Below are 23,668 nucleotides of genomic sequence, written 5' to 3'. Positions count from 1 at the left end.
CGCACTGAGGCGCGTACCTGAATGCCCATCTCTCCTACGCCCCGCCTCCCCTCCTCATCCTCCGCTGCGCCCGTGGTGAACACGCGTGTCGCGCTGGCCGTGGCGACCACCATCTTCTTCATGTGGGGCTTCCTCACCTGCCTCAACGACATCCTGATCCCGCATCTGAAGGCGGTGTTCGAACTGAACTATGCCCGCGCGATGCTGGTGCAGTTCACCTTCTTCGGTGCGTACTTCCTGATGTCGCTCCCGGCCGGCCGGCTGGTTGCGCATCTGGGCTACAAGAAGGGCATCGTGGCTGGCCTGGCGATCGCCGCGGTTGGTGCGCTGGGCTTCTGGCCGGCCGCCGAACTGCGCGTGTATGAAGCCTTCCTGGGCGCCCTGTTCGTGCTGGCCACCGGCATCACGGTGCTGCAGGTCGCGGCCAACCCGTACGTGGCGCTGCTCGGTCCGGAACAGACGGCCTCCAGCCGGCTGACCCTGGCCCAGGCGCTGAACTCGCTGGGGACCGCGATCGCACCGATCTTCGGTGGCCTGCTGATCCTGGGCAACACGGTCAAGAGTGCCGACGAGATCGGCGCGCTGCCGGCTGCCGAGCAGATCGCCTACCGCGTGCAGGAAGCGCAATCGGTGCAGGGCCCGTACGTCGGCCTGGCCGTGGCGCTGTTCCTGCTGGCCGTGTTCGTCTACCTGTTCCGTCTGCCCGCGCTGACCGAGACCACCGAGCAGGCCGATACCAGCAAGCACACCCTGCTGGATGCGCTGCGCCATCGCCACGTGCTGTTCGGCGTGCTGGCGATCTTCTTCTACGTGGGGGCGGAGGTGTCGATCGGCAGCTTCCTGGTCAACTACCTGTCGCTGCCCAACATCGGCGGCTTCACCGAGAAGGAAGCCACCCATTACGTTTCGGCTTACTGGACGCTGGCGATGATCGGTCGTTTCGCCGGCTCGGCGATCATGACCCGGTTCTCGCCGCGTGTGCTGCTGACCCTGTTCGCGGGCATGAACGTGGCGCTGCTGGCCCTGACCATGCTCAGCCAAGGGCAGGTCGCGCTGTATTCGATCGTGGCGGTGGGCCTGTTCAATTCCATCATGTTCCCGACCATCTTCGCGCTGAGCATCGAACGCCTGGGCACGCTGACCAACAAGGCATCCAGCCTGTTGATCATGGCCATCGTCGGCGGCGCGGTGGTGCCGTACCTGCAGGGCCTGCTGGCCGACCAGATCGGGCTGCATGAGTCCTTCATCCTGCCGCTGCTGTGCTACGGCTACATCATCTTCTACGGCCTGTCCGGTTCGCGCCCGGCCGTCGGATTCCGACAGGGAGCTTGAGGCCACGATGTCCAAGATTGTTTGTTTCGGCGAGATTTTGATCGATCTACTTGCCCAACCGCCGGCCACCCCGGACACCCCGCGTGCCTTCCTGCAGTATGCCGGCGGTGCGCCGGCCAACGTCGCCGTTGCCGCAGCGCGGCTCGGTGCGGACACCCATTTTGCCGGCATGCTCGGCCAGGACATGTTCGGCGACTTCCTCGCCGAGAGCCTGGCCAGTGCCGGCGTGGCGACCGACTGCATCGTGCGCACCGACGCCGCCAAGACCGCGCTGGCGTTCGTTGCCCTGGATGCCAGCGGCGAGCGCAGCTTCAGCTTCTACCGCCCGCCGGCGGCCGATCTGTTGTTCCGCAGTGTGCACTTCCACCCGAACTGCTTTGAAGGCACGCGCAGCTTCCACGTGTGCTCCAACAGCCTGACCGAGGCCGAGATCGCGCAGGCCACGCTGGAGGGCATGCGCCGCGCCCGCCAGGCCGGTGCGATGGTGAGCCTCGACCTCAACCTGCGCCCCGCGCTGTGGCCGACCGCTGTCGACCCGCTGCCGCGGTTGTGGGAAGCGCTGTCGCTGGCCGATCTGGTCAAGCTCTCGCGCGAAGAACTGGAGTACCTGGCGGCCGCAGTGCCGGGCGGCGACGCCGCCGTGATCGCGCGCCTGCTGGGTGCGCAGGCGCAGGCGGTGGTGATCACCGACGGTGCCGCGCCGATCCGCTGGCATACCCGCCACGCCCACGGCGTGCTCACCGGCTTCCGTGTCACGACGGTCGATTCCACCGCGGCCGGCGATGCCTTTGTCGGCGGCCTGCTGTTCGGGATTGGCGAGCGCGGCGGCGACGGCACCGGTTTTGCCGGGTTCTGCCAGGACCCCACCGCGCTGGTGGAGGCGATCCGGTTCGGCGCGGCCGTCGGTGCTTTGGCCGTGACCCGCAAGGGCGCCTTCGCCGCGATGCCCAGCCTTCATGAAGTCCAGCAACTGCTGCAGCAACAACAGGATGACGCCGCATGACCACGCCGGTTCCGCCGACCCCCGACTTCCGCTCGCCCGCGTTCCTGCGCGCCCACATCGCGCAGACGATGGCGTTCTACCAGCCGCATGAAATCGACCCCAAGGGCGGTTTCTTCCACTACTACCGTGACGATGGCAGCGTGTACGATGCCAGCCACCGCCATCTGGTCAGCAGCACCCGGTTCGTGTTCAACCATGCGATGGCTTACCGCGAATTCGGCAAGCCCGAGGATCTGGCGGCGGCCGAACACGGCGTGCGCTACCTGCGCGAGGTGCATCGCAATCCGGCCACCGGCGGTTATGCGTGGACGCTGCGCGACGGCGTGGTCGAAGACGCGACCAACCACTGCTACGGCGTGGCGTTCGTGCTGCTGGCCTACAGTTGCGCGCTGAAGGCCGGCATTGCCGAGGCGCGTTCGTGGATGGACGAGACCTGGCAGCTGCTGGAAACGCGCTTCTGGGAACCGGCGTTCGGCCTGTACAAGGATGAAGCCGATGCCGACTGGAACTTCACCGACTACCGCGGCCAGAACGCCAACATGCACATGTGCGAGGCGATGCTGGCCGCCTTCGAGGCCAGTGGCGAGCAGCGCTACCTTGATCGTGCGCTGTTGCTGGCCGACCACATGACCCGCCGCCAGGCGGCGCAGGGCGACGGCCTGGTGTGGGAGCACTACGACACCCAGTGGCAGATCGACCGGGACTACAACCGCCACAACCCCAAGCACCTGTTCCGTCCGTGGGGTTTCCAACCCGGGCATCAGACCGAGTGGGCCAAGCTGCTGCTGATCCTGGATCGCCACGTACACGCCGACTGGCTGGTGCCGACCGCACGGCATCTGTTCGATGTGGCGGTGGCGCGCAGTTGGGACGCCGAGCGTGGTGGGTTGTATTACGGCTTCGCGCCGGATGGCAGCGTCTGCGATGACGACAAATATTTCTGGGTACAGGCCGAATCGCTGGCCACCGCCGCGCTGCTGGCCAAGCGCACCGGCGATGCCGTGTACTGGGACTGGTACGACGCCCTGTGGGGCTACGCGTGGCAGCACATGATCGATCATCGCTACGGTGCCTGGTATCGCATCCTGGATGCGGACAACCGCAAGTACAGCGATGAGAAGAGCCCGGCCGGCAAGACCGATTACCACACCATGGGCGCGTGCTACGAAGTGCTCAACGTGGTCCGTTGAATCCGGAAGCCGACCGTCGGTCGGCTTCCCCGACATCCCGGTAGCGCCGACCGTTGGTCGGCTGCCCCCGCAGCCAGGCAGGTCCCCATGCGCGCGCACAGCCGTCTCCATGTCGTTGCACCGGCCAGCTGGCTGATGCTGGTCCTGCTGGCAGCATGGGCGCTGCCCGTGGCAGCCGCCCCGCTGGCGGCCGAGTGGTCATTCCGCCTGATGCCCGGCGATGCGCAGCTTCGTGCCCACCCGCAGCTGGCCGAGTGGCGTGCCGCACAGGTGCCCGGCGCGGTGCATACCGACCTGCTGGCGCGGGGGCAGATTCCCGATCCTTACGTGGGTGCGCCGGAGGCCGAGCTGCAGTGGATCGGCCTGGCCGACTGGGAGTACCGCGCACGATTCGATGTGGATGCGACGACCTTGGCGCGCGCGCACGCCGAGCTGGCCTTCGAAGGCCTGGATACGTTCGCCACGGTCACGCTCAACGGCCAGCCGTTGCTGCAGGCCGACAACAGCCATCGCACCTGGCGTGCGCGGGTGGAGGGCAGGCTGCGGCCTCGCGGCAATGAACTGCGCGTCGTGCTGCGCTCGCCGATCCGCACGCTGCTGCCGGGCGTGCAGGCGATGCCGCACAAGATCGCCGGCAACTACCCCTCGCCGTATGGCGATGAGCCCAAAGACGCGATGGTCGGCAATTTCGTACGCAAACCGGGCTACCACTTCGGTTGGGACTGGGGCCCGCGTTACGTGACCGCGGGCATCTGGCGGCCGGTGACGCTGGAGAGCTGGGACGCACAGCGCCTGACCGCACTGGTGGTCCAGACCCGTGCTCTGGATGCCGCACAGGCTGAGCTTGAGATCGCGGTCGAGGTGGAAAGCGCAGTGGTTGGTTCCGCGTCGGTGCAGATCGAGGTGCTGGATCCGGACGGCACGCGCGTGGCGCGCATCGACCGCAGGACGATGCTGAAGGCCGGTGACAACCGCGTCGCGGTGCCGGTGGCGCTGCAGGAGCCGCGGCGCTGGTGGCCGGCCGGGCAGGGCGAGCAGGCCCGCTATACCGTGCGTGCCACGCTGGCACCTGAGACGGCGGAGGCGACGCACATCGAGCAGCGCACCGGCCTGCGTACCGTCGAACTGCGCCGCGAGGTGGACCGCAACGGCGGACAGGGCTTCGTGTTCGTGATCAACGGTGTGCCTATCTTCGCCAAGGGCGCCAACGTGATTCCGTTCGACATGTTTCCCGCGCGTGTGGACGCGGCGCGGATCCGGCGCGAGCTGACCGCGGCGCGCGATGCCAACATGAACATGCTGCGCAACTGGGGCGGTGGCTATTACGAAGAGGATGTGTTCTTCGATATCGCCGACGAGCTGGGGCTGCTGGTCTGGCAGGACTTCATGTTCGGTGGCGGCATGCAGCCCGGCTACGATCCAGCGTTCCGCGCGAACGTGGTCCATGAGGTGCGCGACAATGTGCGTCGTCTGCGCCATCACCCCAGCGTGGTGCTGTGGTGTGGCAACAACGAAGAAGAGACCGCATGGAAGGACTGGGGCCACGGCCGTGACCTGACCGCTGCCGATCCTGCCTTCGCCGCGAAGGTCTGGCAGGGCTATGTGGAGTTGTTCGGCAACGACCTGCGCCAGGTGGTGGCCGAGGAAGGGCTGGGCGTGCCGTACTGGTCCAGCTCGCCGAGCAATGATCTGGACGAGAAGGCCAACGATTCCACCCGTGGCGACAAGCACTACTGGCAGGTGTGGGGCAACCCGGCGCTGCCGGTGACCGCCTACCTGCGTGAAACGCCGCGCTTCATGTCCGAATACGGGCTGCAGGCCTGGCCGGTGCTGCGCACGCTGGACGGCATCATTCCCGCCGCCGAGCAGCAGATGGACAGCCCGACGGTGCGCGCGCACCAGAAGTTCATGGCGGGCGAGGGCAACCAGCGCCTGCTCAAGTACATCGAGGAGGAGTACGGCACGCCGCGTGACTTCCCCACGTTCGTCTACCTGAGCCAGGTGATGCAGGCCGATGGCATCCAGCTCGCTGCCCTGCATCACCGGGCCTCGCGGCCGTACATGATGGGCTCGCTGTACTGGCAGCTCAACGATGTATGGCCGGGGGCGTCGTGGTCCAGCATCGATTACGCCGGCCGCTGGAAGGCGCTGCACTTCCACGCCAAACGTTTCTTCGCCGACCACGCGGTGGCGGCGTTGCGCGACGAGGGCGTGACCCGGGTGAGCCTGCTCAATGATCGTCAGCAGGGCCTGCAGGCGACGTGGCGGCTGCGGGTGATGGACCTCGATGGCACCCAGCGCAGCGAGCAGCAGCACACCGTCGCAGTGCCGCCGCTGTCAGCGTTGGAGGTAGGACGATTTGCCGATGCCGACCTGTTGAAGGGCGCTGATCCTGCGCGGACCGTGGCGGTGGTCGAGCTGTTCGACGGCGCCACGCTGTTGTCGCAGCAGGTGGTGTATTTCGTCCCGGCCAAAGCGTTGGCGCTGTCACCGGCGAAGATCGACAGCGCGCTGCGCGCCGATGGCGACGGCTACCTGCTGACGCTGCGCTCGCCGACGCTGGTGCGGGCGCTGTGGATCGACTTCGATGGGCTGGATGCCGCGCTGGAGAACAATGCGCTCGACCTGTTGCCGGGTGAAACGGTGACGATCCGGCTGCGCGCGGAGGCGGATCTGGCCACGCTGCGCGGCGCGTTGCGCCTGCACTCTTTGGCAGATATCCGGAGGTAGGGCCACGCCATGCGTGGCTGGCGTGGTACCGGAATCGCGCGAAAGGCATCCACGCGTGGCGTGGATCCACCCGTTACAGCGTGATCTGCTGGAAGTTCTCGACGCGGTCGTGGCCGTGGGTGGCCTCACCGCTGCGCGGCAGCGGGTAATCGTCCAGGCGGTCGATCAGGCGCGTCTGCAGGCCGGCGTCGCGCGCGGCATCCAGCTCTTCCACCACGTCAGACAGGAACAGGATCTGCGCGGCCGGTACGTCGATCGCCTCGACGATGTGACGGTAGCTGTCGGCCTCACGCTTGCCGCCCACTTCGGTGTCGAACCAGCCCGAGACCAGCCCGGTCAGGTCACCGGCTTCGCTGAAGCCGAAGAACAGCTTCTGCGACGGCACCGAGCCGGAGGAATACACGTACAGCGGCTTGCCCTGCGCATGCCAGCCCTTCAGGACGGCGGCCACTTCCGGATAGAAGTGCGCCTTGTAATCGCCGTTGCGGTAGCCGGCTTCCCAGATCATGCCCTGCAGCGCCTTGAGCGCGGTGTGCTTGCGGTCCTGGTCGATCCAGCCCTGCAGCGTCTCCACGATCAGGCTGTCCTGGCAGGCACCACCGATCTCCACCGCCACCGCGTCCAGCCAGCGGCGCACCTGCGGCTCCTGGCCGTGCGCGGCGACGAACGCCGGCAGCGCCTTGCGCGCATACGGGAACAGCACGTTCTTGACGAACGAAATGCTGCTGGTGGTGCCCTCGATATCGGTGAGGATGACGGTCGGTTGCGGCATGGATCAGTCGGCCTGGTGCTGTGCGGGGTGGTAACGCGGGAAGGTCTGGGCGATGTCGCTGCCGGTGAAATGGCCGACCCAGCCATCCGGCTCGGTGAAGAAGCGGATCGCCACGAAACTCGGTTCCTCGCCCATATCGAACCAATGGGTGATGCCATCGGGCACGGCGATCAGGTCGTTCTTGACGCACTCGATCTCGTAGACCTTGCCGTCCACGTGCAGGGTGAACAGCCCGGAGCCGGCGACGAAGAAGCGGACTTCATCTTCCTTGTGGAAGTGCTCGTCCAGGAACTTCCTGCGCAGCTCGGCGCGGTTCGGGTTGTCCGGCGCGATCGAGGCGACGTCCACGCTCTTGAAACCGTGCGTGGCGACGAGACGGTCGATATCGACCTTGTAGGCGGCGAAGACCTCGTCCTGGCTGGCGCCCGGCGCGACCTCGTGGGCCGCCTGCCAGCGCTCGAACGTGACGCCGATCTTCTTCAGTTCGGCAGCGATCGCCTCGCCATCCCGGCTGTCGAACAGCGGGACATCCGGGGCGGTGTCATCAAAGATACGGAGTCGGCTCATGGCGGCGGCATCGAGGCGAAGAGGGGAAGGAAAGGGTACCAGTGCGGCGCCGGGGTGGGGGCGACGTACTGATGCCGATGCGCGGAATACAGATTCTCTTCAGGAATCTGAGCGCGATCAGCCACGCAGCTTGCGCAGTTCCAGCTCACAGTGCAGCAGGAATTCGAAGGCTTCCATGTGGCGGCGCGCCTCGGCCATGGTGCGGCCCCACGCGTACAGGCCGTGGCCGTCGATCAGGTAGCCCCACAGCGGCTGGGTGTCGAGCAGGGCATCGACCTGGGCCGAGAGCACGTCCATGTCCTGTGTATTGGCGAACACTGGCACATCGATCGCCATCTCGTGGGTGCTGTTGCCGTGGAAGGCCTTCAGCAGCTCGTAGCCTTCCAGGCGGATATGGCCCTGCGGCGCATACAGGCGCGAGGCGATGGTCTGCACCGGCGAATGGGTGTGCAGCACGCAGCCGATCTCCGGGAACCGGCGATACAGCTGGGTGTGCAGCAGCGTCTCGGCGGACGGGCGCAGCGGGCGGCCGACGGCCTGGCCGTCGAAATCGACCACCATGATGTCGTCCTCCACCAGCCGGCCCTTGTCCTTGCCGGACACGGTGATCGCCGCGTGGCGGTCATCCAGGCGGTGGGAGAAGTTGCTGCTGGTGGCCGGGGTCCAGCCGGCGTGCGCCAGCTCGCGGACGTTGTCGATCAGCAGCTGGGCCAGTTCGCTCAGGCGCGCGGTGTCGTACGGGAAGGTGGGGGTGCTCATGGGGCTATTTTACGGCGCTTCCATCGATTTCGCGCGCTCTGCGGTAGTGCCGGCCGCCGGCCGGCTCCTCATGAGCGTGTTGGGTGCAGGTGGAGCCGGCCAGCGGCCGGCACTACTTGCGCAGCCGGCTATGGCGATACCCATAACAGAAATAGATCGCGAAACCGCCCAGCGTCCAGAAGCCCATCAGCATCCAGTTGTGGGCCGTCATCGCCGTCAGCAGCGCGATGCAGCTGAGCACGCCCAGGCTGCAGATCAGCCACGCCATCGGCATCCGGAACGGACGCGGCAGGTCCGGTTGGGTACGGCGCAGGATCAGCACGCCCGCGCAGACCGCCGCGAACGCGATCAGCGTGCCCATCGAGGTCAGCTCACCCAGCACGTCCAGCGGGAACACTGCCGCCAGCAGCGCGATGCCGATACCGGTGATCACGGTGTTGATGTGCGGCGTGCGGTACTTGGGATGGATCTTGGTGAACAGCGGCGGCAACAGCCCGTCGCGGCCCATGATCATGAAGATGCGCGGCTGCGCGATCACCATCACCAGCACCACCGAGGACAGCCCGATCAGCGCGCCGATCTCCACGACCACGCGCAACCAGCCCAGCTGCGGATGCGCCGCCACCGCGGTCACCACCGGCTCATCGGTGCCCAGCAGCTGGTACGGCACCAGCCCGGTCATCACCGCGGCCATGGCGATGTACAGCACGGTGCAGATCACCAGCGAGAGCAGCATGCCGATCGGCATGTCGCGCTGCGGTTTGTGCGACTCCTGCGCGGCTACCGACACCGCCTCGAAACCGATATAGGCGAAGAACACCATTGCCGCACCGCGCAGCACGCCGTCGAAGCCGTACTTGCCCGGGCCTTCGTTTTCCGGAATGAACGGGGTCCAATTGGCCGGGTCCACGTACTTCCAGCCAACCACGATCACCAGCACGATCAGCGCGGTCTTGAGCACCACCATCGCCATGTTCATGGCCGAGGATTTGCTGATGCCCACGTAGCACAGCCAGGTCAGCAGCAGCACCAGCACCGCGGCCGGGATGTTGGCGATGGCGCCGGTCGGGCGCAGCTGGCCATCCAGTGGCGCGCTGACCAGCGCGGCGGGGAGATGGATGTCGAAATGGCTGAGCAGGCTCAGGAAATAGCCGGTCCAGCTGACCGCCACGGCCGAGGCGGAGACGCCATATTCCAGCACCAGCATCCAGCCGATGAACCAGGCCGAGAGCTCGCCGAAGGTGGCATAGGTATAGGTGTAGGCACTGCCGGAGACCGGCACCATCGCCGCGAACTCGGCGTAGGCCATCGCGCAGAATGCGCAGCAGATCGCGGCGAGCACGAACGACAGCATGATCGCCGGGCCGGCGTGGTTGGCCGCGGCCTGGCCGGTGATCACGAAGATGCCGCCGCCGATCACCGCGCCGATGCCCAGCGCGGTCAGGCCCCAGGGGCCGAGGGTGCGGCGCAGGCTCAGGCCGTTGGCGTCTTCATGGGCGGCGTGCGGATGCTTGGTGGCCCACAGTTGCTTGAACATGGTTTGGATGTCTTCTCAGGCGCGACGTATCAAACGACCGGGCCGGCACGTGGCCGGCCCGGCAGCACTCAGGCGTTCTTCTTGTTCAGCTTGCTGTGGCGGATGCCGTAGCCGAAGTAGATGCACAGACCCAGCAGGGTCCAGGCCACGAACAGGTGCCAATGCACGACGAACGCCTGGTAGAACAGGAACAGGCAGGCCAGCGCGCCCAGCGGGCAGATCACCCACACCAGCGGCACGCGGAACGGTCGCTCCAGTTCCGGGCGCGTGTAGCGCAGGACAAGCACGCCGATGCAGACGGTGGCAAAGGCCAGCAGGGTGCCCATCGAGACCAGTTCACCGAGCACGTTCAGCGGCACGGTACCGGCCAGGGTGGCGGCGATGGCGCCGACAACGATCGTGCTCCAGTACGGGGTACGGAAGCGCTTGTGCACCTTGCCGAAGATCTTCGGCAGCAGGCCGTCGCGCGAGATCGTGTAGGCGATGCGGGTCTGGCCCATCATCATCACCAGCACCACCGAGGAGAGGCCGGCGATCGCACCGATTTCCACGGCGGTCTTCAGCCAGGACAGGGTCGGGTAGGGCTCCAGCGCGGTCGCGACGGGCTTGTCCGTGCCCAGCAGGTGGTACGGCATCATGCCGGTCAGCACGGCACAGACGATGATGTAGACGATGGTGCACACGGCCAGCGACCCGAGCAGGCCGATCGGCATGTTGCGCTGCGGGTCCTTGGTCTCGCCGGCGGCGGTGGAGACCGCATCGAAGCCGATGTAGGCGAAGAACACGATGGTTGCCGCACGGAACACGCCACTCCAGCCGAACTCACCCGGCACGCCGGTGTTCTCCGGAATGAAGGGGGTCCAGTTGGCCGTATCCAGGTGCGCGGCGCCGAAGCCGATGAACAGGCAGATCACGGTGACCTTGATCGCCACGATGATCGCGTTGACGAAGGCCGACTGCGTCACGCCGACGTACAGCAGGCCCGAGACGGCCGCCACGATCAGCACCGCCGGCAGGTTGAACAGCTTGCCGGAGGAGATGAACTCCTGGCCGGTCCAGGCGATGGGCGCGGCGCTGAGCGCATCGGGGAAGGGCATGTTCAGCGTCGTGGTGATGAAGCTGATCAGGTACGCCGACCAACCCACCGCGACCGAGGCCGAGGCGAACAGGTACTCCAGCACCAGGCACCAGCCGATGAACCAGGCCATGCCTTCGCCGAGGGTGGCGTACGAATAGGAATAGGCGCTGCCGGAGACCGGCATCATCGCCGCGAACTCGGCGTAGCACAGGCCGGCCAGCGCGCAGGCAAAGCCGGCGAACACGAACGAGAGCATCACCGCCGGGCCGGCATGGTTCGCCGCGGCCTGGCCGGTGAGCACGAAGATACCCGCACCGATCACCGCGCCGATACCCAGCAGGATCAGGTGTTTCGCTGTGAGGGTCCGCCTCAGTGTGGGCTCGCCGTCCAGGCTGCCTTCGATGGGCTCGCCGGCATCGACGTGCGGTGCCGGTGCGACCGGTTTGACCCTCAACAGAGACTTCAGCATGCAGTGCTTCCCTAAATGAACAAAGGTGAGGCGCGCGGTACATTGCCGCACGCCCTGATGGCGACTGGGCGCCCCAGCGGTGCGGGGCCCGCTGTACCTTAGCCAAAGCTGAAGCCGCTGTACAAGCACAAATGCAGCATGGCCGAGCGATAATCGGCCAAATCCGCACGATGCCTGCACCTGCCATGTCGCTGAACCTCGAATCCGTTGCCATTCCTGACGCCGCCCTGCGCAGTCAGCTTGATGCTTACGCCCGCCGACACCCCGAGCACGCGGCATTGGCTGACGAATTCAGCACAGTGCTGGACGATCCGGACAACCCGTTCCTGCGCGAGCGCCTGGCCGGGCACTTCACCGGCAGCGCGTGGCTGGTCAGCGCCGACGGGCAGCGCGTGCTGCTGACCCACCACCGCAAGCTGGACCGCTGGCTGCAGCTGGGCGGCCACGCGGATGGCGAGCGCGATCTGGCCCAGGTGGCGCTGAAGGAAGCCGAGGAGGAATCCGGGCTGACCGCGCTGGTGCTGGAGGATGGCGAACTGTTCGACATCGACAAGCACTGGATTCCCGAACGCAAGGACGTCCCGGGGCATTGGCACTACGACGCGCGCTACGTCGTGCGGGCGCTGGGCAGTGAGCAGTTCGCGATCAGCGACGAATCGCTGGCGTTGGCCTGGCGCGAGATCCGTGACGTGGCCAATGCGGCGATCGAGACCCCCGATGGGGATGATTCGTTGCCACGCATGGCCAAGCGCTGGCTGGCGCGGTGATTTAACAGGGACGGGGGTAATTATTAATTACCCCCGTCCCCATTAATACAGCACGCGGGTGCGCAGCGTGCCCGGGATGGCGGCCAGTTCGTCGCGCACCGCGCCGGCCTGGGCTTCGCTGGCGGTGATGTCGATCACCACGTAGCCCACCTTCGGGTCCGTACGCAGGAACTGGCCGTCGATGTTGACGTTGTGGCGCGAGAAGATCTCGTTGACCTTGGAGAGTACGCCCGGCACGTTCTGGTGGATGTGCAGCAGGCGCAGGCTCTCGGCGTGCTCGGGCAACGTCACTTCCGGGAAGTTGACCGCCGACAGGGTGCTGCCGTTGTCGCTGTAGCGCACCAGTTTGGCCGCCACTTCCACACCGATGTTGTCCTGTGCTTCCAGTGTGCTGCCGCCCACGTGCGGGGTCAGGATCACGTTGTCGTGCGCGGTCAGCGGTGACACGAACGCATCGCCGTTGCCCTTGGGCTCGACCGGGAACACATCCAGCGCGGCACCACCGAGGTGGCCCGAGCGCAGCGCCGCATCCAGCGCGTCGATGTCGACCACGGTGCCGCGCGCGGCGTTGATCAGGTGTGCGCCGGGGCGCATGCGCGCCAGTTCGTCGGCACCGATCATCCACTGCGTGGCCGGGGTTTCCGGCACATGCACGGTCACGATGTCGGCGCGCGCCAGCAGGTCATCCAGGCTGATCGCCGCGCGGGCATTGCCCAGTGACAGCTTGGTTTCCACATCGTGGAAGATCACCTGCATGCCCATCGCCTCGGCCATCACGCCGACCTGGGTACCGATATGGCCATAACCGATGATGCCCAGCGTCTTGCCGCGCACCTCATGGCTACCGGCGGCCGACTTGGACCAGCCGCCGCGATGGCACTCGGCGTTCTTCTGCGGGATGCCGCGGGTCAGCATGATCGCTTCGGCGATCACCAGCTCGGCCACGCTGCGGGTGTTGGAATAGGGGGCGTTGAACACCGGGATGCCGGCCAGTTCCGCCGCCTCCAGGTCGACCTGGTTGGTGCCGATGCAGAAGCAGCCGACCGCCATCAGGCGCTTGGCGTTCGCCAGCACCTCCGCACTGAGTTGCGTGCGCGAACGGATGCCGACGATGTGGGCCTCGGCGATGCGCGCCTTCAGTTCGTCTTCGGGCAGCGCCTTGCTGTGCAGTTCGATCTGCGAATAGCCGGCCGCGGTGAACACGTCGATCGCGGTCTGGCTGACCCCCTCGAGCAACAGTACGCGGATATCCTGCTTCGGGAACGAGGTCTTTTTCGGCGACATGGGCGGCGTGCGACGTATGGCGGTGGAGCCCCCAACTATGCCAGAAGCGGGCGGCGATGGTGCGGTGCGCCAATCAACGTCCGAACGGTTTCAGATGCACCTAATTTCGTGAGTACGTGTGGCCTTCACAGGCGCGCCTGCTACTGGACGCGGCCGGTAGCGGCTGGCAGGCTTGCGGGCTCCCCCGGCACCGCCAGACGCCCCATGACCGATCCGCGCCTCGATTCGCTGTTGCTCGCTTGCCCCGGGCTGCGCCTGAAGACCGATCCAGCCGATCTGGAGCATTACGGCCGCGATTGGACCCGGCGCTGGAAACCCGCGCCGCTGGCGATCGCCTTGCCCGGCACGGTGGAAGAGGTGCAGGCGACGCTGCGCTGGGCCAGTGCCCAAGGGGTGGCCGTGGTGCCCTCCGGTGGCCGTACCGGGTTGTCCGGCGGCGCGGTGGCAGCCCACGGTGAGCTGGTGCTCAGCCTGGAGCGGATGAACAAGCCGCTGGCCTTCGATGCGGTCGACCGCACCCTGACCGTGCAGGCGGGCATGCCACTGGAGGCGGTGCACAACGCGGCGCTCGAGCATGGCCTGATCTACCCGGTGGATTTCGCCGCGCGTGGTTCGTGCTCGATCGGCGGCAACATCGCCACCAATGCCGGTGGCATCCGCGTGATCCGCTACGGCAATACCCGCGAGTGGATCGCCGGCCTGAAGGTGGTGACGATGGCCGGTGAGCTGGTCGAGCTCAACAAGGGCCTGATCAAGAACTCCAGCGGCTATGACTTCCGCCAGCTGCTGATCGGCTCGGAAGGCACGCTCGGCGTGATCGTCGAAGCCACCTTGAAGCTCACCGATCCGCCGCCGGCCAGCAACGTGATGCTGCTGGCGCTGCCCTCGTTCGAGGTGTTGATGCAGGTGTTTGCCGCCTTCCGCGAGCGGCTGCAGCTGCAGGCCTTCGAGTTCTTCACCGACCGCGCGCTCGGGCATGTGCTGGCGCATGGCGCGCAGGCACCGTTCGACGAGGTCCACCCGTATTACGTGGTAACCGAATTCGCTGCCGGCGACGGGGCGCAGGAAGCCGCCGCGATGGCCGCGTTCGAAGACTGCATGGAGCACGGCTGGGTCAGCGATGGCGTGGTCAGCCAGAGCGACGCGCAGGCCGCGCAGCTGTGGCGGCTGCGCGAGGGCATCACCGAAGCGGTGGCGCGCTACACGCCCTACAAGAACGATGTCTCGGTGCGGATTTCGGCGATGCCGGCCTTCCTCGCCGAAACCCAGGCGCTGATCGGGCAGGCGTACCCGCAGTTCGAGGTGGTCTGGTTCGGGCACATCGGCGACGGCAACCTGCACATCAACGTGCTCAAGCCGGACGAGACCGCCGAGGCGGAGTTCCTGACCCAATGCGAGCACGTCACCAAGCTGCTCGCCGGTGTGCTGGCCCGCTTTGACGGCAGCATCTCGGCCGAACACGGGATCGGCCTGGTCAAAAAGGGCTACCTGGACAGCACGCGCAGCGCGCCGGAAATCGCACTGATGAAGGCGGTCAAACGTGCGTTTGATCCCCAAGCGCTGCTGAATCCCGGCAAGCTCTTCGACCTCTGAGGCAAGACAGGATTTCACGCAGCCTATACGCTCTGTGCTTTCCACCGCGAACGACACCCCGATGATGCGTCCGATCCTGCTTGTTGCCGTGCTCGCCCTGCCGTTGTCGGCGATGGCCTCCAGTTTTGCCGGCAGCTCTGCCGGTTCCGCCTCCGGCGCGTCCTCGGCCGGTTCGTCCAGCTCGGGCGATGACAAGATCGTGCTTGATGCGCGCGATGATGCAGCCGCCTTCGTGGCCAGCGACGGTGCGATCCGTGGTGCCCGTCTGGAAGCTGCGCTGCTGCACCTGCGCGAACAGAGCGTTGCGCAGCAGCAGGCCAGTGACATGGCGCTGGCCAGGACCCTGCTGGCCCGCTGATGCGAACGCGTGGTCAGGTCCGCCGCTGGCGCTGGGCGGTCCTGATCGCGTGGCTCGCCGCGCCGTTCGCACAGGCGGCGCTGCAGCTGGAGTTGCAGCCGCAGGGATTGAGCGTGGCGCAGATCGTGGCCGCCGAGCGTGCCCTGCAGCAGGTGCACACGCGCCTGCCAGCGCCGTGGCAGGCACGTTTCCAGCACCCGGTGCAGGTGCGCTGGTCGGACACGCTGCCGGCCCACGTGCACGGCCGCACCCGCAACGGCACGATCACCCTGCAGCGCACGTTGCTGGACACCGTGCAGGACGATCAACCGCTGCCACACCCGCTCGAAGCCGCGCTGATCCATGAATTGACCCATGTGCTGGATCGTTCGCCGCAGGGTGGCTGGTCGCGCGATGCGCGTCTGCGTGACCTGGCCGGCTGGCAGCGACGCCCGTGGAAGCTGGGGCGTACAGCGAATGCCTTCAGCGAGCGCAGTCCGGACGATTACGAGCGCACGCGACCGGCCGAGTTCCTGGCGGTCAACGCCGAGCACCTGCTGCTCGATCCGGATTACCCCTGCCGCCGTCCGGCCGTCGCCGCGTGGTTTGCCGAGCACCTTGGGCCGAACGACCCGGCCGAGGGATGCGACACCCGTCTGCCGTTGATGCAGGCCGAAGAGGAGGCGGGCGCGGCGACGCTGCTCGAACTGGATCCGGCCCGGATCTACGCGGTGGACTACCTGCTCGCCGAAGGCAATGACCAGCTGATGAGTCGCTGGGGCCACAGCATGCTGCGCCTGGTGATCTGCGCGCCAGGCCGCCCGCGTGGGCCGGCCTGCCGGATGGATCTGTCCCATCACCGCGTGCTGTCCTACCGTGCCTTCGTCGGCGATGTACAGATCTCCAGCTGGCGCGGGCTGACCGGTGCCTATCCTTCGCGCCTGTTCGTGCTGCCGCTCAACCAGGTCATCAACGAATACACACAGGTGGAACTGCGGGGGCTGTCTTCCGTGCCGTTGGCGTTGGATGCGCCGGACATCGCCAGCCTGCTGGAGCGCGTCGCGCAGGTGCACTGGAGCTATGACGGGCGCTATCTGTTCGTCAGCAACAACTGCGCGGTGGAGACCGGCAAGCTGCTGCAGGAAGGCGTGCCACGTCTGGCTTCGCCGGGGTTGAACCGGCTCACCCCGCGCGGCCTGCTGACCCGCCTGGAGCGCCAGGGCGTGGCCGACGCCAGCGTGCTGGCCGATCGCGGGCAGGCGACGCGACAGGGCTACTACTTCGCCTCCGCCGAGGATCACTACCAGCAGTTGTTCGATGCGGCGCGCCAGCAGCTACGGCTGGGCACGACAACCGTCGGCGAGTGGTTGCGGCAGCCGGCCAGCGAGCGTGCACGCTGGGTAGAGCAGGGTGATCTACGTGCCACCGCCGCCCTGCTGTTGCTGGAACAGGCCGCCCTGCGTCGCGAAGAACTGCGCGCACGCGACGTGCTGAAGCGGCTGCTGGGCGATCCGGCCAAAGAAGATGCTGCGGCGCGCGACACGCTGCGCGCGTTGCTGGAAGACACCGGCCAGCTGATCAGCCCGGCCGCACTGGTGGCGGGGGGCGGCTACGGGCTGCCGTCGGCGCACGAGCGGGCGCAGGCCAGCGAGGCGGCGGCGCGGCTCAGTGCACAGGGTGTGCCGGCCTGGCAGGCGTTGCAGCTGCAGCTCAAACACCGCCTGCCACAGGCACAGCAACGCGAACTGGCCCTGATCGACAGCAACCTGGTACGGCTGGGTGCGCGCATGCGTGCGCTGGCGCGAGAGGACGAAGGACGGGTCGCACCGCACTGAACCGCGTGTTCAGCGATGCCCGGGAGGTCAGCGTCGCTTCACCTGTTCTCACGGCCCGGCAGGTACGATCAAGTGTTGTCGACGTTATCGCAAGGAGTCCCTCATGCGCGCATCCCCCTGGTTGTTGAGCCTGGCCATTACCGGCGCACTCGCCGCCTGCCAACCGGCCAGCCAGAGCAGCCCCGCCGCCTATGGCAGCGAAGCGCCGCCCCCGATCGATGCCTCCACTGCTGAAGAGCGCGCGTATGCGTTCCGCTGTGGGGAGCTGGAAGTGCATGCCACTTACCGCGGTCAGGATTCGGCAACGGTGGTGGTGGGCGACCGCACTTTCCCGATGTCCTCGCAGCCTGCAGCGTCCGGCGCGAAGTATGGCGATGGCCAGGGCAACGAATTGTGGACCAAGGGCACCACCGAAGGCAGCCTGATCCTGAAGGGCGAGCCGGACCGCACCTGCACCGGCACCGGCGAGCAGGGCGGACAAGCACCGCCGGCCAATGCGACCGCCCATGCGGAGACGGACGCCGATGCGGCAGGCGGATTCCGCGCGACCGGCAATGAGCCCGGCTGGCTGGCCCAGGTCGGTGCGGGTGCCACCCCGGCGCTGCACATCGAGATGGATTACGGCGAGCGCAAGCTCGAGATTTCCAGCCCCACCCAAGGCCGTGACGGCTGGTCGGGTACTGCCGCCGATGGCACCCCGGTCAAGCTGACCTTCCAGCGCACGGTGTGCCAGGACGACATGAGCGGCCAGGCCTTCGGTGCCACGGCCATGCTCACGGTCGGCGCGCGCCAGTACCACGGCTGCGGGGATTTTGCCGGCGCGCCCTCGTTGGCGGCCAAGCCCTGATCCAGCAAGCTCTGACTCAGTTGAAGGCACCGGATGCGCGCATGCGCGTCCGGTGAACCATCACATGCCGCGCGGGCAGGGGTTGGGCAGCGCCCGGCTGTCGGCATCCAGCATCAGCTCATTGCGGGTGCCCAGCAGCATCAGTTCGGTGTGCACCAGGCAGTTGTCGGCATGGCGCTGCAGGAGTTGATTGAAGCGCCGGGCACGGTCGTCGCAGCTCTCGTGGATCGCGTAGGCCAATTCGCGCGCACGGTCTTCGTCGTACGCTTCTTCGCCAGCGAAGTGCTGGCACGCGCTTTCGCGCGCCAGGAAGGCCTGCACATCGCCGGGCATCGCGCAGTACATGCGGATGTCCTCGGCCACGAACACCTCCGCCGGGACGTCGCAGCGCTCACCGTGGGCGGTCTCAGCCAACGTGGTGGGTGCGCGCGGGGTATCCAATGTCTCACTCTCCACCGCCCGCGGCGAGCACGCCGCGAGCAGCAGGAGCAGGACGATCAGTGCAGACCGTTTAGTCGGCACGGCCGGCGAATTCACCGGTGGTGGTATTGACCAGCACACGTTCACCGTTGGCGATGTACTCCGGCACCATGATTTCGATGCCGGTGCTGAGCTTGGCCGGTTTCGGGCGCTTGGTGGCAGTGCCGCCCTTGAGCTCCGGCGGCGTTTCGACCACTTCCAGCACCACGCTGGTCGGCAACTGCACGCCCACCGGGGTCTCGTCGATCACCTGCACGTAGATGCCGGTCAGGCCATCGGTGATGTAGCCGGCGTCATCGCCGAGCACATCCGCATCGACCATGTACGGGGTGTAGTCCTCGTCATCCAGGAAGACGAAGGCGTCGCCATCCATGTACGAGTAGGTGGCCTGGCGGCGCAGCAGCTCGACTTCCGGCAGGTTGTCGTCGGCGTCGAAGCTGGAGTCGAGCTTGTTGCCGCCCGGCACGCTGTACATGATGAAACGGAAGCGGACATTGCCGCCGCGGCCCTGCGGGGAGCTGCGTTCGATGTCGCGGATCTGGTAGACGCCGTTGTTGAATTCGACGACGTTGCCTTTCTTGATGTCGCTGGCTTTCATGGGAATGAAGGTCGGTTCGTGGAGGTGGCGGGTGCCGGAACCGGGCACCCAGCGGGTTGCGTGCTCGCTTACTTCGGCGCCAGACGCACGGCGCCGTCAAGGCGGATGGTCTCGCCGTTGAGATAGGTGTTGCCCAGGATATAGGCGACCAGGCCGGCGAAATCCTCCGGCTTGCCCAGGCGGGGCGGGAACGGGATCGAGGCGGCCAGCGATTCCTGCACGGCCGGCGGCATGCCATCGACCATCGGGGTCCAGAAGATGCCCGGGGCGATGGTCATCACGCGGATGCCGAAGCGCGACAGTTCGCGGGCCATCGGCAGGGTCATGCTGACCACGCCGCCCTTGGAGGCGGCATAGGCGGCCTGGCCGATCTGGCCCTCGTAGGCCGCCACGCTGGCGGTGTTGATGATCACGCCGCGCTCGCCATCCTCGCCCGGGGTGTTGTGCTGCATGCGGTTGGCGGCGGCCTTGGCGACGTTGAAGCTGCCGACCAGGTTGACCATCACCGTGCCCTGGAAGTTGGCCAGCGGCATTGGCGCTTCCTTGCCGAGCACGCGGCCCGCGCCCAGGATGCCGGCGCAGTTGATCGCGGTGTTCAGCCCGCCCAGGAAGTCGCAGGCGGCATCGATCTGCGCGGCCACGGCGGCTTCGTCGCTGACATTGGTGCTGTAGTAGCGCGCATTGGCTTCGCCAAGCGCGGCCACGGCGGCCGCGCCCTTGTCGTCATTGAGATCGAACAGGGCCACCTTGCCGCCATGGGCGACCAGGTGCTGGGCCACGGACAGGCCAAGGCCGGAGACACCGCCGGTGATGACGGCGCGGACAGAAGACAGCTGCATTGCACGATCCCGCTGGTTCAAGAACCGCCGATTCTAGCGGAAGCGGCCGCCTTCACCGTTGTGCACTGCCCACGGCGACCTTCGCACGCAGTGCCAGCCGCCGGGCGAACTCGTCCGCCGCCAGCCCTGGGGCGAACAGGAAGCCTTGGCCGACCGAGACCCCCAGCGTGGTCAGGAACTGGCGCTGGGCCTCCGATTCGATGCCCTCGGCGACCAACCCGAGGCCCAGGCTGCGCGCGATGCCGCAGACCGCCTCGCAGACCGCCACGTCCGAGCGGTTGGTCGGCACGCCCTCCACGAACAGCTGGCTCAGCTTGAGGCCATGGATCGGCAGCCGGCGCAGATAGTTCAGCGCGCTGTAGCCTTCGCCGAAGTCGTCGATGGTCAACAGCACGCCCATCTCGCGCAGCTGCGCGAAGGTGCGCAGGGTGTCCGGGGCGTCTTCGATCAACACCCGCTCGGTGAACTCCAGCTCCAGTGCGCTGCCGGGCAGGTGGAATTCGTCCAGTACGGCGCGCACGTTCCGGGCCAGATCCTCGCCGACGAACTGCCGGTAGGACACGTTGACCGCCACCCGCACGATGCCCAGCCCGTCGTCCTGCCACTGGCGCACCTGCCGGCACGCCTCGCGCAGCACCCACAGGCCGATCCGGACGATGTCGCCGGTGCTCTCGGCATGGCCGATGAAGATGTCCGGGCGCAGTTCGCCCAGCTGCGTGTTGCGCCAACGAATCAGCGCCTCGGCGGCGATCAGCTGGCCGCTGTGCAGGTTGACCTGCGGCTGGTAGACCAGGTGGAACTCATCGTCGTCCAGCGCCCGGTGCAGCCGGCTCTCGATCTGCAGCCGATCATGCTGGCGCTGGGCCAGCTCGGGCGAGAACACCTGCCAGCCGTTGCGGGTGCGCCGCTTGCAGTCGTACATGGCGATGTCCGCGTTCTGGATCAGCTGCTGCGGGCGCAGCCCATCCTGGGGCGCACGCGCGATGCCGATGCTGGTGGTCACCGGGAATTCGTCGGCACCGAAGCGGAACGGGGTGCTGAACGCACGGGTGATCGCATCGGCCAGCCGCTCGGGCTGATCGGCCTGGTCGCGGGTATCGCAGACCACCAGGAACTCATCGCCGCCGAACCGGGCCAGCAGCCCCTCGGTACCGATCGCCGTGGCGATGCGGCGGGTGGCATCGATCAGCAGCTCATCACCGGCGTTGTGGCCGAGCAGATCGTTGACGATCTTGAAGCGGTCCAGATCGATGTACAGCACGGCCACCCGGCAATGGGTGGGGTTGGCCATGCGTGTGGCGAGATCATTGAGCACCGCATCGCGGTTCATGATGCCGGTGAGCGGATCGGTGCGCGCCTGGATGCGCAGCGTCTCTTCGGCCTGCTTGCGCGCGGTGATGTCCTGCACGGTGCCGGCGATGCGGGCGGCGTCGACATCGCCGGCCTCGGCTTCGCCGATCATGCGCACCCAGAACGAATGTCCATCGCTGCGCTGGCCCTGCAGCTCCAGTTCGAAGGACACCTGCCGGTCGATCACATCCAGCAGCGCCTGCTGCAGCAGCGCGCGATCATCCACGCGCAGGCACTCCAGCAGCTCGGCCATGTCGCGCATCGGCAGGTTCTGGCCGAGGATGCGGGTCGCCTCGTCAGTGAGGTACAGGCGCTGCAGGCCGCGGTCCCACTCCCAGCCGCCGATGTGCGCCAGCGACTGCGCGCGGTCGAACAGGGTGTTGTTGCGCTTGAGCTCGGTGATGTCGCTGAACAGCCCGAACACGTGGTCCGGCGCGTCGCGCCCGTTGCCGTATACCGGCACGTTGGTGGTGGAGATCCAGATCATCCGGCCGCGCGGGCGGTGGTAGAGGCCGACGATGGTGCTGCGCACGATGCGCCCGGTCTGCAGCGAGACACTGGCGGGCCATTGATCGCGGGTGAGCGGGTGGCCGTGCTCGTCCACGCTGATCCAGTCCTCCGGCGCCAGCATCGCCTGCAGGCTGCCGCCATTGCCGGCGGTGCCCAGAATGCGGTGCGCGGCCGGGTTGGCCGAGACCACCCGCAACTGGCGGTCAAACAGGACCACGCCCTTGTCGATGGATTCCATCAGCAGCCGGTAACGCGATTCGGCCTGCCAGCGGCTGCTCAGATCGCGCGCCACCGCCACGATGCAGTGCTCGCCCTGGTGCTCGAAGCCGGCCGAATGCACCTCCACCGGGAAGCGGCTGCCATCGCCGCGCATGTTGGTGACTTCGATGACGTAGGTCTCGCCTCGATGCAGGGCTTCCCAGACCGGGTCCAGGTGGTCGCCGGGCAGGTCCGGGTTCAACAGTTCGATCGGCTGGCCGACGATCTCCTCACGGGGGCGGCCATAGGCACGCACGCCCGCCTTGTTGAGGTCCAGCACCACGCCGCGTTCGCTGAGGATGCTGACCGGGTCCGGGACGGCATCGAACAAGGCGGCGTAGCGACGCAGGGCCAGCTGCCGCTCGTCCATCGCTTCCTGCAGGGCCTGCTGGACCTCCTCCAACAGGCCGCGCAGGTCGCCCGGCGAGTGGGCCAGGGCGCGTTCCAGGGCAGCCAGCGCGTGGACGTGGGGGGTGAGGTGATCACCCACCGCAGCGTCCTTGCGCGGGCCGCCGCTTTTCATGTCGCCGCCAGGGCCCTGCCGGTCTTGCTGCCGGTCTCGCGGCCCAGCCGTGAGGCCAGCCAGCGCCCGGTGGCGGCCAGCGCCGGCAGATCGATGCCGGTGCGCATGCCGATGCCATGCAGCATGTAGACCACGTCTTCGCTGGCGACATTGCCGCTGGCGCCCTTGGCATACGGGCAGCCACCTGCACCGGAGACCGCCGAATCGACCACGCGCACACCTTCGTCCAGGCAGGCATCGATGTTGGCCAGGGCCTGGCCATAGGTGTCATGGAAGTGCACGGCCAGCGCGGCCATCGGCAGTTCGCTGGCGACCGCGTTGAGCATCGCGCGCGCCTTGCGTGGCGTGCCCACGCCGATGGTGTCGCCGAGCGAGATTTCGTAACAGCCCATGTCATGCAGCGCACGCGCGACCCGGACCACCTCGCTCACCGCGACCTCGCCCTGGTAGGGGCAGCCGAGTACGGTGGAGACATAGCCACGCACCTTGACCCCGTCGGCTTTGGCCCGCTCAAGGATGGGTGCGAAGCGCGCCAGCGACTCGTCGATGCCGGCGTTGGTGTTGGTCCGGTTGAAGGTTTCCGAGGCGGCAGTGAACACCGCCACTTCCTGCACGCCCACCGTGCGTGCGCGGTCGTAACCCTGTTCGTTGGGCACCAGCACCGGGTAGTCGATGCCCGGGCGGCGCTCGATGCCGGTGTACACCTCGGCAGCGTCGGCCAGTTGCGGCACCCAGCGCGGGCTGACGAAGCTGGTCGCCTCGATGGTGCGCAGGCCGGTCAGCGAGAGCTGGCGGATCAGTTCGATCTTGTCGGCGGTGGCCACCGGCTGGGCTTCGTTCTGCAGCCCGTCGCGCGGGCCGACCTCGACGATGCGCACGAAGTCATTCATTCGCCAGCCCTCCGCGAACGGAGCGACGGACGACCAGCAGGGGGCGGGGCGGGGTAGAGATCACGGAGATTCCTGTCAGACGAAAGGCGGCCCACGGTCCCCGGCAGGCCACGAAAGGGG

20 protein-coding genes are annotated in these 23,668 nt (G+C 67.2%); 9 read left to right on the top strand and 11 right to left on the bottom strand.

Annotated elements, in window-relative coordinates; translation table 11 throughout:
• Positions 1-21: 21 nt before the first annotated feature.
• From fucP to AC06E9_RS08495, 4 genes are all read left to right on the top strand, one after another.
• The gene (fucP, locus tag AC06E9_RS08510) at positions 22-1,332 is read left to right on the top strand and encodes an L-fucose:H+ symporter permease (protein ID WP_282258864.1); all 1,311 of its coding nucleotides are present in this window, start codon (positions 22-24) and stop codon (positions 1,330-1,332) included.
• A 7-nt stretch (positions 1,333-1,339) separates the two neighbouring features.
• Positions 1,340-2,335: a carbohydrate kinase family protein gene (locus AC06E9_RS08505; protein ID WP_152150688.1), complete on the top strand. Its 996-nt coding sequence runs from the start codon at positions 1,340-1,342 to the stop codon at positions 2,333-2,335.
• Positions 2,332-3,525: an AGE family epimerase/isomerase gene (locus tag AC06E9_RS08500; RefSeq protein ID WP_478055882.1), complete on the top strand. Its 1,194-nt coding sequence runs from the start codon at positions 2,332-2,334 to the stop codon at positions 3,523-3,525. The genes AC06E9_RS08505 and AC06E9_RS08500 overlap by 4 nt, the downstream gene beginning before the upstream one ends.
• An 87-nt stretch (positions 3,526-3,612) precedes the next feature.
• Positions 3,613-6,255 carry a beta-mannosidase gene (locus tag AC06E9_RS08495; protein WP_478055881.1) on the top strand — a complete coding sequence of 881 codons (2,643 nt, stop codon included), beginning with the start codon at positions 3,613-3,615 and terminating at the stop codon, positions 6,253-6,255.
• A 73-nt stretch (positions 6,256-6,328) separates the two neighbouring features.
• Here the strand turns inward: AC06E9_RS08495 and mtnC are convergent, their stop codons facing one another.
• From mtnC to AC06E9_RS08470, 5 genes are all read right to left on the bottom strand, one after another.
• Positions 6,329-7,027, bottom strand: a complete 699-nt coding sequence (mtnC, locus tag AC06E9_RS08490) for an acireductone synthase (protein ID WP_282258856.1) — start codon at positions 7,025-7,027, stop codon at positions 6,329-6,331.
• Positions 7,028-7,030: 3 nt separating this feature from the next.
• Entirely contained in the window at positions 7,031-7,594 is a 564-nt protein-coding gene (locus AC06E9_RS08485; RefSeq protein WP_121036663.1) for a 1,2-dihydroxy-3-keto-5-methylthiopentene dioxygenase, read from the bottom strand.
• A 117-nt stretch (positions 7,595-7,711) separates the two neighbouring features.
• On the bottom strand, positions 7,712-8,353 hold the full coding sequence (locus tag AC06E9_RS08480) for a methylthioribulose 1-phosphate dehydratase (RefSeq protein ID WP_121036664.1): 642 nt from the start codon (positions 8,351-8,353) through the stop codon (positions 7,712-7,714).
• Positions 8,354-8,465: 112 nt separating this feature from the next.
• Positions 8,466-9,890, bottom strand: a complete 1,425-nt coding sequence (locus AC06E9_RS08475) for an amino acid permease (protein WP_121036665.1) — start codon at positions 9,888-9,890, stop codon at positions 8,466-8,468.
• A gap of 68 nt (positions 9,891-9,958) precedes the next feature.
• Entirely contained in the window at positions 9,959-11,437 is a 1,479-nt protein-coding gene (locus tag AC06E9_RS08470) for an amino acid permease (protein ID WP_282261371.1), read from the bottom strand.
• A 185-nt stretch (positions 11,438-11,622) separates the two neighbouring features.
• On the opposite strand from AC06E9_RS08470, the gene AC06E9_RS08465 reads away from it, so the two are divergent.
• Complete coding sequence (locus AC06E9_RS08465) at positions 11,623-12,204, top strand: NUDIX hydrolase (protein WP_121036667.1); 582 nt, start codon at positions 11,623-11,625, stop codon at positions 12,202-12,204.
• Between the two features lie 42 nt (positions 12,205-12,246).
• Here the strand turns inward: AC06E9_RS08465 and serA are convergent, their stop codons facing one another.
• The gene (gene serA, locus AC06E9_RS08460) at positions 12,247-13,488 is read right to left on the bottom strand and encodes a phosphoglycerate dehydrogenase (protein WP_478049726.1); all 1,242 of its coding nucleotides are present in this window, start codon (positions 13,486-13,488) and stop codon (positions 12,247-12,249) included.
• Positions 13,489-13,692: 204 nt separating this feature from the next.
• Here serA and AC06E9_RS08455 point away from each other — a divergent pair, with 204 nt between their 5' ends.
• From AC06E9_RS08455 to AC06E9_RS08440, 4 genes are all read left to right on the top strand, one after another.
• On the top strand, positions 13,693-15,081 hold the full coding sequence (locus AC06E9_RS08455; RefSeq protein ID WP_478055880.1) for an FAD-binding oxidoreductase: 1,389 nt from the start codon (positions 13,693-13,695) through the stop codon (positions 15,079-15,081).
• Between the two features lie 61 nt (positions 15,082-15,142).
• Positions 15,143-15,439 carry a DUF2388 domain-containing protein gene (locus tag AC06E9_RS08450; RefSeq protein WP_282261365.1) on the top strand — a complete coding sequence of 99 codons (297 nt, stop codon included), beginning with the start codon at positions 15,143-15,145 and terminating at the stop codon, positions 15,437-15,439.
• On the top strand, positions 15,439-17,253 hold the full coding sequence (locus AC06E9_RS08445; protein ID WP_478055878.1) for a DUF7844 domain-containing protein: 1,815 nt from the start codon (positions 15,439-15,441) through the stop codon (positions 17,251-17,253). Before AC06E9_RS08450 ends, AC06E9_RS08445 begins: the two co-directional genes overlap by 1 nt.
• A gap of 103 nt (positions 17,254-17,356) precedes the next feature.
• The gene (locus AC06E9_RS08440; RefSeq protein ID WP_478055877.1) at positions 17,357-18,100 is read left to right on the top strand and encodes an MliC family protein; all 744 of its coding nucleotides are present in this window, start codon (positions 17,357-17,359) and stop codon (positions 18,098-18,100) included.
• Between the two features lie 60 nt (positions 18,101-18,160).
• Here AC06E9_RS08440 and AC06E9_RS08435 read toward each other — a convergent pair whose 3' ends face one another.
• The 5 genes from AC06E9_RS08435 to AC06E9_RS08415 all read right to left on the bottom strand — a co-directional run bounded on the left by AC06E9_RS08435 (position 18,161) and on the right by AC06E9_RS08415 (position 23,548).
• Positions 18,161-18,541: a hypothetical protein gene (locus AC06E9_RS08435; protein ID WP_478055876.1), complete on the bottom strand. Its 381-nt coding sequence runs from the start codon at positions 18,539-18,541 to the stop codon at positions 18,161-18,163.
• Positions 18,542-18,611: 70 nt separating this feature from the next.
• Positions 18,612-19,178 carry an elongation factor P-like protein YeiP gene (gene yeiP, locus AC06E9_RS08430; RefSeq protein ID WP_121036675.1) on the bottom strand — a complete coding sequence of 189 codons (567 nt, stop codon included), beginning with the start codon at positions 19,176-19,178 and terminating at the stop codon, positions 18,612-18,614.
• Positions 19,179-19,246: 68 nt separating this feature from the next.
• Complete coding sequence (locus AC06E9_RS08425) at positions 19,247-20,017, bottom strand: SDR family NAD(P)-dependent oxidoreductase (protein WP_121036676.1); 771 nt, start codon at positions 20,015-20,017, stop codon at positions 19,247-19,249.
• A 52-nt stretch (positions 20,018-20,069) separates the two neighbouring features.
• Complete coding sequence (locus AC06E9_RS08420; protein ID WP_152150711.1) at positions 20,070-22,658, bottom strand: sensor domain-containing protein; 2,589 nt, start codon at positions 22,656-22,658, stop codon at positions 20,070-20,072.
• A complete protein-coding gene (locus AC06E9_RS08415; protein WP_121036678.1) occupies positions 22,655-23,548 on the bottom strand; it encodes a hydroxymethylglutaryl-CoA lyase in 894 nt (297 codons plus the stop codon). The genes AC06E9_RS08420 and AC06E9_RS08415 overlap by 4 nt, the downstream gene beginning before the upstream one ends.
• Positions 23,549-23,668 lie beyond the last annotated feature (120 nt).

Source organism: Stenotrophomonas sp. Steno-Z10-BAI, from assembly GCF_056393115.1.
The sequence above is the reverse complement of the archived record's forward strand: the minus strand, read 5'-3'. Positions and strand labels throughout refer to the sequence as shown.

Bases quoted from the DNA above. Each gene is read 5' to 3' on its own strand.
- fucP (WP_282258864.1), top strand. From the start codon at position 22: ATGCCCATCTCTCCTACGCCCCGCCTCCCCTCCTCATCCTCCGCTGCG.
- AC06E9_RS08505 (WP_152150688.1), top strand. From the start codon at position 1,340: ATGTCCAAGATTGTTTGTTTCGGCGAGATTTTGATCGATCTACTTGCC.
- AC06E9_RS08500 (WP_478055882.1), top strand. From the start codon at position 2,332: ATGACCACGCCGGTTCCGCCGACCCCCGACTTCCGCTCGCCCGCGTTC.
- AC06E9_RS08495 (WP_478055881.1), top strand. From the start codon at position 3,613: ATGCGCGCGCACAGCCGTCTCCATGTCGTTGCACCGGCCAGCTGGCTG.
- mtnC (WP_282258856.1), bottom strand. From the start codon at position 7,027: ATGCCGCAACCGACCGTCATCCTCACCGATATCGAGGGCACCACCAGC.
- AC06E9_RS08485 (WP_121036663.1), bottom strand. From the start codon at position 7,594: ATGAGCCGACTCCGTATCTTTGATGACACCGCCCCGGATGTCCCGCTG.
- AC06E9_RS08480 (WP_121036664.1), bottom strand. From the start codon at position 8,353: ATGAGCACCCCCACCTTCCCGTACGACACCGCGCGCCTGAGCGAACTG.
- AC06E9_RS08475 (WP_121036665.1), bottom strand. From the start codon at position 9,890: ATGTTCAAGCAACTGTGGGCCACCAAGCATCCGCACGCCGCCCATGAA.
- AC06E9_RS08470 (WP_282261371.1), bottom strand. From the start codon at position 11,437: ATGCTGAAGTCTCTGTTGAGGGTCAAACCGGTCGCACCGGCACCGCAC.
- AC06E9_RS08465 (WP_121036667.1), top strand. From the start codon at position 11,623: ATGTCGCTGAACCTCGAATCCGTTGCCATTCCTGACGCCGCCCTGCGC.
- serA (WP_478049726.1), bottom strand. From the start codon at position 13,488: ATGTCGCCGAAAAAGACCTCGTTCCCGAAGCAGGATATCCGCGTACTG.
- AC06E9_RS08455 (WP_478055880.1), top strand. From the start codon at position 13,693: ATGACCGATCCGCGCCTCGATTCGCTGTTGCTCGCTTGCCCCGGGCTG.
- AC06E9_RS08450 (WP_282261365.1), top strand. From the start codon at position 15,143: ATGATGCGTCCGATCCTGCTTGTTGCCGTGCTCGCCCTGCCGTTGTCG.
- AC06E9_RS08445 (WP_478055878.1), top strand. From the start codon at position 15,439: ATGCGAACGCGTGGTCAGGTCCGCCGCTGGCGCTGGGCGGTCCTGATC.
- AC06E9_RS08440 (WP_478055877.1), top strand. From the start codon at position 17,357: ATGCGCGCATCCCCCTGGTTGTTGAGCCTGGCCATTACCGGCGCACTC.
- yeiP (WP_121036675.1), bottom strand. From the start codon at position 19,178: ATGAAAGCCAGCGACATCAAGAAAGGCAACGTCGTCGAATTCAACAAC.
- AC06E9_RS08425 (WP_121036676.1), bottom strand. From the start codon at position 20,017: ATGCAGCTGTCTTCTGTCCGCGCCGTCATCACCGGCGGTGTCTCCGGC.
- AC06E9_RS08420 (WP_152150711.1), bottom strand. From the start codon at position 22,658: ATGAAAAGCGGCGGCCCGCGCAAGGACGCTGCGGTGGGTGATCACCTC.
- AC06E9_RS08415 (WP_121036678.1), bottom strand. From the start codon at position 23,548: ATGAATGACTTCGTGCGCATCGTCGAGGTCGGCCCGCGCGACGGGCTG.